Origin of the sequence: Desulfosporosinus sp. OT, from assembly GCF_000224515.1 — a bacterium.
Taxonomy (GTDB): Bacteria; Bacillota; Desulfitobacteriia; order Desulfitobacteriales; family Desulfitobacteriaceae; genus Desulfosporosinus.
The window spans coordinates 1-702 of the sequence record NZ_AGAF01000022.1 but is presented as its reverse complement, the minus strand read 5'-3'; the positions used below and the strand labels follow the sequence as shown (position 1 = coordinate 702).

Here is a 702-nt window from a genome sequence, read left to right as displayed (position 1 = left end):
GGATGGGAAAGATTGAATCGCATTGCAATCGTGCAGTAACCCACATATCCATCGGAGTATAGAAGGATGCTTACCCCATTTGCATCTAATGTTAGTGGAACTTGATAAGCCCTTTGTGTTCCTTGTAAGAGGTAGGGTAATCGTAAGAGAACCCCAATACCAGAGGGTAAGGGATTGTGGAGAAAGCGAATGCCAGCAGGACGAAAGTCCAGGGGAAACAATAACCCGCTGGATAGGGTCTCATAACCTACTCGAAAGAGGGCAGACTTCCACATGGTCATCAACACGAAAGAAAACGTAAAGAAGAATCTTTAAGGGGAAACAAGTTTTGCAAACTATTAATAAATTTAATATGTCGGCTGTTTCTCCACGTGTTCAGGACTGGGAAATACTTGACTGGAAAAAGATAAATGAATATGTGAAGAAACTTCGCCAACGGATTTTTCGTGCCGAACAGTTGGGGCAGAAAAGAAAAGTCAGGAAACTCCAAAGGCTAATGATTAGGAGCAAAGCTAACCTACTCTTGTCAATTAAGAGGATTACTCAAATAAACAAGGGCAAAAAGACTGCTGGTATTGATGGTCAAATCGTACTCACATCAGGGGACAGGATAAAGCTGTATGACCGCCTGAAAGAATATAACATTAAATATATCAGGCTAAGACCAGCAAGAAGAGTATATATCCCTAAGAAAAATGGGAA

Annotated in this window: 2 protein-coding genes; one reads left to right on the top strand and one right to left on the bottom strand. The window is 41.2% G+C overall.

The genetic code is table 11. The features are described from left to right. Positions 1–281 (bottom strand): hypothetical protein (locus DOT_RS31330; RefSeq protein WP_207637024.1); only part of this gene is annotated, 281 nt, incomplete at its 3' end. A gap of 47 nt (positions 282–328) precedes the next feature. Here DOT_RS31330 and DOT_RS01865 point away from each other — a divergent pair. Beyond that, positions 329–702 (top strand): reverse transcriptase N-terminal domain-containing protein (locus DOT_RS01865; RefSeq protein ID WP_009613399.1); only part of this gene is annotated, 374 nt, incomplete at its 3' end.